The organism is Nitrospira sp. BLG_2, assembly GCF_049222245.1.
In genome coordinates this window covers 1-5,293 of record NZ_JBLYIG010000182.1, presented here as the reverse complement: position 1 = coordinate 5,293, position 5,293 = coordinate 1, and the positions used below count along the sequence as shown (strand labels likewise).

The following is a 5,293-nucleotide window of genomic DNA, read 5'->3' as shown; positions in this document are numbered from 1 at the left end:
AAGCAAGGCGCTTCGCGGGTCGATCTCATCCTCATGGATATTCTGATGCCGCAGATGAGCGGCATCGAAGCTTGTCGTCAGATAAAAGCCGCCGACCGGTTCCGAGATACTCCTATTATTATGGTCACCGTCAAGACGGATCCGGTCGACCTTCAACTCGCGTTTGCCGCCGGAGCCATGGATTACGTCGCCAAACCGGTCAACAAAGTCGAACTCCTGACCAGAGTGCGGTCGGTGCTGCGGCTTGTCCACGAAATCGACCGCCGCCGGGCGCGAGAGCAGGAGCTCCTCGAGGTCATGCGCCAGCTCCAAGAAGCCAATCAGATGTTGCTTCGCCTCTCCTGCTTGGATGGATTGACGGGAATCACCAATCGACGCCAGTTCGATGACTTTTTGGATCAGGAATGGCGGAGAGCGGTGCGCGAATCAACTCCTTTGTCGCTGATCATGTTCGATATCGACCGATTTAAGGCCTATAACGACGCCAAGGGTCACACAGCAGGCGATGAATGTCTCAAACAGGTCTCTGCGGCGATCTCCAGCGCAGTGAATCGCCCCGGCGATTTGGTTGCCCGTTATGGCGGAGATGAGTTTGTCACAGTATTGCCCGGTACAGGCATCGACGGCGCAGCACAGGTGGCGGAGAGCCTTCGGCGCCGGGTCGAATCCTTAGGCATGAAGCACGCGGATAGTGAACTCGTGACAATCAGCGTCGGGTATGCCTGCATTGTTCCCAACAGAAACGCTTCTCCTACCGATCTCATCAAAGCTGCGGATCAGGCTCTCTATCAGGCAAAACAAGAGGGACGCAATCGGATCAAGTCGGCCAGTATTCTGTCGCTGGTCCAAGACTCACACGACGACTAGAGACAGTCAAAGCTATTCGCCGAATAGTGATGCCCTCCATGCCACGGTCACACCATCCATATGGAAGACCTCACGGTCGAGTCGCGGTAACCAGGAGACCCTCACGATCCTCATCCTCTGCAATCCGACGAACGACCACTTCCCGCAAGCGAAAACCCTCTGAACGAACATTCCGCTCATTCGAGCAGAGGGCCACCATGTTGCTCAAGCAGTATCAAGACACACTCTGCAAACTGGCGCGAAGTGAGGCCTTGAACAGCGGTAATATTATCCGGGTCTTTCGAGCTATTTCAGAGGCATGCTGCAGCTTGTTGCAAGTCAAACGCGCCAGCATCTGGTTGCTTATAAAGGAACGCGGTGCCATTGAACTGATCGACGTTTGCACATCCCACAGTCGACATTCCAATCCTTTCTTCGCGTTCCAGCCATCGCATTGGCGGGCTTATCTTCGATCGCTGATCCGTAAACATCGCGCCATCACAGTTCACGATGCTTTCCGAAATCCTCGATTCATGGATCTGGCACGTTCATATGTATCCCGATTCCATGTCGAGGCCATGTTAAGCGCGCCGATCAGGCAGAATGGAAGGCTTGTCGGCGCACTGTGTGCGGAGTCAATCGGCGCGCCTCGACGGTGGAGTCGGCATGAAGAACGTCTCCTTCATCTACTCGCATCCATGACGGCCCTCGCTTTGGAAGCGGCCGAACAGCGTGAAGCGGAACATGCCCTCCGTGTCGCCAAAGAAGCCGCCGAAGTGGCCAACCGTGCCAAGAGTGAATTCCTCGCCAGCATGAGTCACGAGATTCGCACCCCCATGAATGCCATCATCGGCATGGCCGATCTTCTCTGGGATACTCCGCTCACTCCAGATCAAAGGAAATATCTACGTATTTTCAGGCGTGCGGGCGGCACACTCTTGAATCTTATCAACGATATTTTGGACCTTTCCAAGGTCGAAGCCGGTCGCTTGGAATTGGAATCCGTCGATTTCGACCTGAATGAAGTCATCGACAAGGCCATCGATATCTTGGCGATGCGGGCGAATGAGAAAGGTCTAGAGCTCGCCTGCCATGTCGATCGGAATGTGCCCTGTCATTTGGTCGGCGACCCGACGCGGCTGACACAGATATTGATCAATCTGATGGGCAATGCACTCAAATTTACCGACAAAGGATCCATTGTTGTTCGTGTCATGAACGATCCTGACCGGGATATCACCGGAGCCGTTCGGTTTTCCGTCAGTGACACGGGAATCGGTATTCCCTCCGACCAACTTGTCGCGATCTTCAACACCTTTACGCAGGCACATACCTCAACGACTAGGCAGTACGGAGGAACAGGGCTCGGCCTTGCGATCACCAAACGCCTCGTCGAAGGTATGAAAGGGCGGATCTGGGCGGAGAGTATGATAGGAACGGGAAGTACCTTTCACTGTACCGTCCAGCTTGAGGTTCAAACAGAACCGTCTTGTCAGAAGTCCGTAACACCGGTCAACCTTGCCGGAATCAAAGCCCTGGTCGTGGACGACCATCCGACTAACCGCTTCATACTCCGTGATCTGCTGAGTGCTTGGGGAGCTCAAGTTACGGAAGCGAGCGACGGAACGATGGCGTTGGACGAACTCCGTCATGCATACGAGCGAGGATATGTGTATGAGCTCCTGCTCCTCGACTGCCGTATGCCTGAGATGAGCGGCTTTCAAGTTGTGGAACAGCTGAAATCCTCGCTCAACGGAAGTTGCCCCACGATCATTATGCTGACCTCCGATCATTGGGCGGACGATATCGCACGGACTTATGATCTCGGCCTCGGTGGTTATTTGATTAAACCTATCCGGCGGTCCGACCTCTTGCAAACAATCGGGATCGCCCTTGGTCGGACAAAAAAAACGCCGTCGACGGTGAAAGCCACAGCGCCACCGCCAACCGATTCGACGCGACCCTTGCGCGTATTGTTGGTTGAAGATTCCCCCGACAACCAACTGCTGGTACGGGCATACCTGAAGCAGACCGATTATTTTCTCGACGTGGCGGAACACGGCGCCGTCGCACTGGACAAATTCAAGTCCGCGCATTACGACGTCATCTTGATGGACGTGCAGATGCCGGTGATGGACGGCTATGCCGCGACAAAAGCGATTCGTTCATGGGAGCGGGATCATGATCTCCAGCCCACGCCGATCATCGCCCTCACTGCCTTGGCCCTCAAGGAGGAAGGAACTCGGATCTTTGAAGCCGGTTGCAACACACACCTCACGAAGCCTGTAAAGAAATCCACGTTATTGGAAGTTCTTCGGGCATACAAGGAGCACATCGTCTAGCGATGCAGGCCTCGCACCCGGAACCGACAGACCAACTCACTGTAGAAATTTGTCGAGATCTTGAAGGAATTGTGCCGATTTTCTTAGGCAACCGCGAAAAGGATGTTCGGACCCTTCGGGATGCGCTGATCAAATATGACTTCAGAACCGTTCAGACCCTGGGCCATCGCATGAAAGGTGACGGAGGCGGCTTCGGGTTCGATCGGATTACCGAAATCGGAGCGGCAATGGAACGCGCGGCAAAACTGGAGGACCGCGTAACAATCGAACAGCACATCGTACAGCTGGAAGACTTCCTCAAACGTGTGATCGTTGTCTACCGCTAGAGAATAGAGCAACGACCTATCATCTCCGTCGGCTTCCGACAGCAATTCCCAAATCGGCGTTATTCAAGTGTTCTTCATCATCATGCCAAATCCGAACGTTCAGGAGGAGGCGACCGCCGCAACATATAGTTGATCGAAAGCTTCAACCGATTGGTTGGCGGCCGGCTTTATGAAAAGGGGTGCGCCATGTTCGATCAAGGTACTGGTAGAGTCTCAGTAACGGGTTGTGTATAATGCAGCACGGGAACGTGACTCTTATATTCCTCCCCGTTCTTCGACCGCAGCAACAGGACTGCATGCTCATATGCAGCAAACCCTGCGGGATTCAGGAGTCACGGTTCTCATATCTCACAGGTGGGGGGCTAGCTCAGTTGGGAGAGCACTACGTTCGCAACGTAGGGGTCGGGGGTTCAACTCCCCTGCCCTCCACCAAATACCCACTTCACCCAACAGCTCACGCTAGTGATCCCAGAAATGTGACCGTGACGAGATGCTCTAATAAAGGAGGCAGACCGCCTTAATGTCACGTTGTCAATTGTGCTAAATTTCAGTGCAGTACTGTCGGGCAGTGCATCTAACCTAAAAGGAGGCAAAATGACCAGCATATTTTATCGCGGGATCGTTATTGTTGCGTTGGCAACGTTCGGAGGTGTGCCTGCACTGAACGCTCAGCCGTCTCCAGCAGGAAACGTCAAGGACGCGGTCGCGCACACAAAGGAAGCGGTGGACCATGGTAAACAGGGCCATGCTGACGCGGTCGTGACCCATGCGGAAAAGGCGCGGAATCATGCCGAGAGGGGAGGCAAGAACCCCCATTTGAACGAAGCGATTACCCATCTGAACGAAGCTATTGAGCATGGTAAGGCAGGTCACGCCGATGTTGCCACGCAGCATGCTGAAACTGCTCTCACGCATCTGAATGAAGTGAAATAAGACTGCACACATCTACGACGAAAGGTGACTTTTAGGACGGGCGGGAGGACAATACCCCGCCCGTTTCGGTTTCACGAGATGTTACGACTATGGGATAAGCTGAACCTTATCTCAAAAAACCGATTCGTTTCAGGACTCACGTTCATTCTGGTGTCTTCCTCTCTTCTTCAGTACAATCGCGCCCCATGGCTCTCTCTTCCCTGATTCGATTCGGCACTTCGACGTGGACGTACAAAGACTGGCAAGGCCAGGTGTATCGGCGACAGTACGCGAAGACGACGTTTGCGCGGGAATGTCTAGGGGAGTATTGTCAATACCTCCACAACGGCGAACCGCTCTTTCGCACGGTCGGGAATGATTCCACCTTCTATCGCCCACCGACCGCAAATCAGCTTCGACATTACCTAAATCAGATTCCGGAAGATTTCCAGATGTGTTTCAAAATCTGGGAGGAAATCACCATTCCCAGCTTCTCCAGACAAGCCCGCTACGGCCTCAAAGCCGGCCAACCGAATCCGCGATTTCTCGACGCCAAACTGTTCAATGACTTAGTCCTGCCACCTTACCGTGAGGCCAAGCTTGAACCACACATGGGCCCTCTACTCTTCGAATTCCAACAACACGGAATGTCCACGCGAGAGTTTTGCTCACGTCTCGATCGGTTCTTCGGCCAGTTGCCTCAGGATATCGGTTATGCCGTGGAAATCAGGACTGCGGGCTTATTGGGTCCGGATTATCGAAAGATTCTAGAGAGCCACGGTGTGGCCCACGTTTACAATCACTGGTCCTACATGCCGCCGTTGCTCGAACAACACCGGCGGCTTGAAGAGCGCTTCACCGCGCCAT

5 protein-coding genes and 1 tRNA gene are annotated in these 5,293 nt (G+C 53.9%); all 6 read left to right on the top strand.

Translation table 11 applies throughout. The features are described from left to right. A partial coding sequence (locus tag ACOSYY_RS05060) for a GGDEF domain-containing response regulator (RefSeq protein WP_421661181.1) occupies nucleotides 1-867 on the top strand: 867 nt, incomplete at its 5' end. A 197-nt stretch (nucleotides 868-1,064) separates the two neighbouring features. Further along, on the top strand, nucleotides 1,065-3,188 hold the full coding sequence (locus tag ACOSYY_RS05055) for a response regulator (RefSeq protein WP_421661180.1): 2,124 nt from the start codon (nucleotides 1,065-1,067) through the stop codon (nucleotides 3,186-3,188). Between the two features lie 2 nt (nucleotides 3,189-3,190). Further along, on the top strand, nucleotides 3,191-3,514 hold the full coding sequence (locus tag ACOSYY_RS05050; protein WP_421661179.1) for an Hpt domain-containing protein: 324 nt from the start codon (nucleotides 3,191-3,193) through the stop codon (nucleotides 3,512-3,514). A 356-nt stretch (nucleotides 3,515-3,870) separates the two neighbouring features. Beyond that, nucleotides 3,871-3,946, top strand: a tRNA-Ala gene (locus tag ACOSYY_RS05045). Nucleotides 3,947-4,108: 162 nt separating this feature from the next. Further along, nucleotides 4,109-4,447, top strand: a complete 339-nt coding sequence (smbP, locus tag ACOSYY_RS05040; protein ID WP_421661178.1) for a small metal-binding protein SmbP — start codon at nucleotides 4,109-4,111, stop codon at nucleotides 4,445-4,447. Between the two features lie 185 nt (nucleotides 4,448-4,632). Further along, a partial coding sequence (locus tag ACOSYY_RS05035) for a DUF72 domain-containing protein (protein ID WP_421661177.1) occupies nucleotides 4,633-5,293 on the top strand: 661 nt, incomplete at its 3' end.

Bases quoted from the DNA above. Each gene is read 5' to 3' on its own strand.
- ACOSYY_RS05055 (WP_421661180.1), top strand. From the start codon at position 1,065: ATGTTGCTCAAGCAGTATCAAGACACACTCTGCAAACTGGCGCGAAGT.
- ACOSYY_RS05050 (WP_421661179.1), top strand. From the start codon at position 3,191: ATGCAGGCCTCGCACCCGGAACCGACAGACCAACTCACTGTAGAAATT.
- smbP (WP_421661178.1), top strand. From the start codon at position 4,109: ATGACCAGCATATTTTATCGCGGGATCGTTATTGTTGCGTTGGCAACG.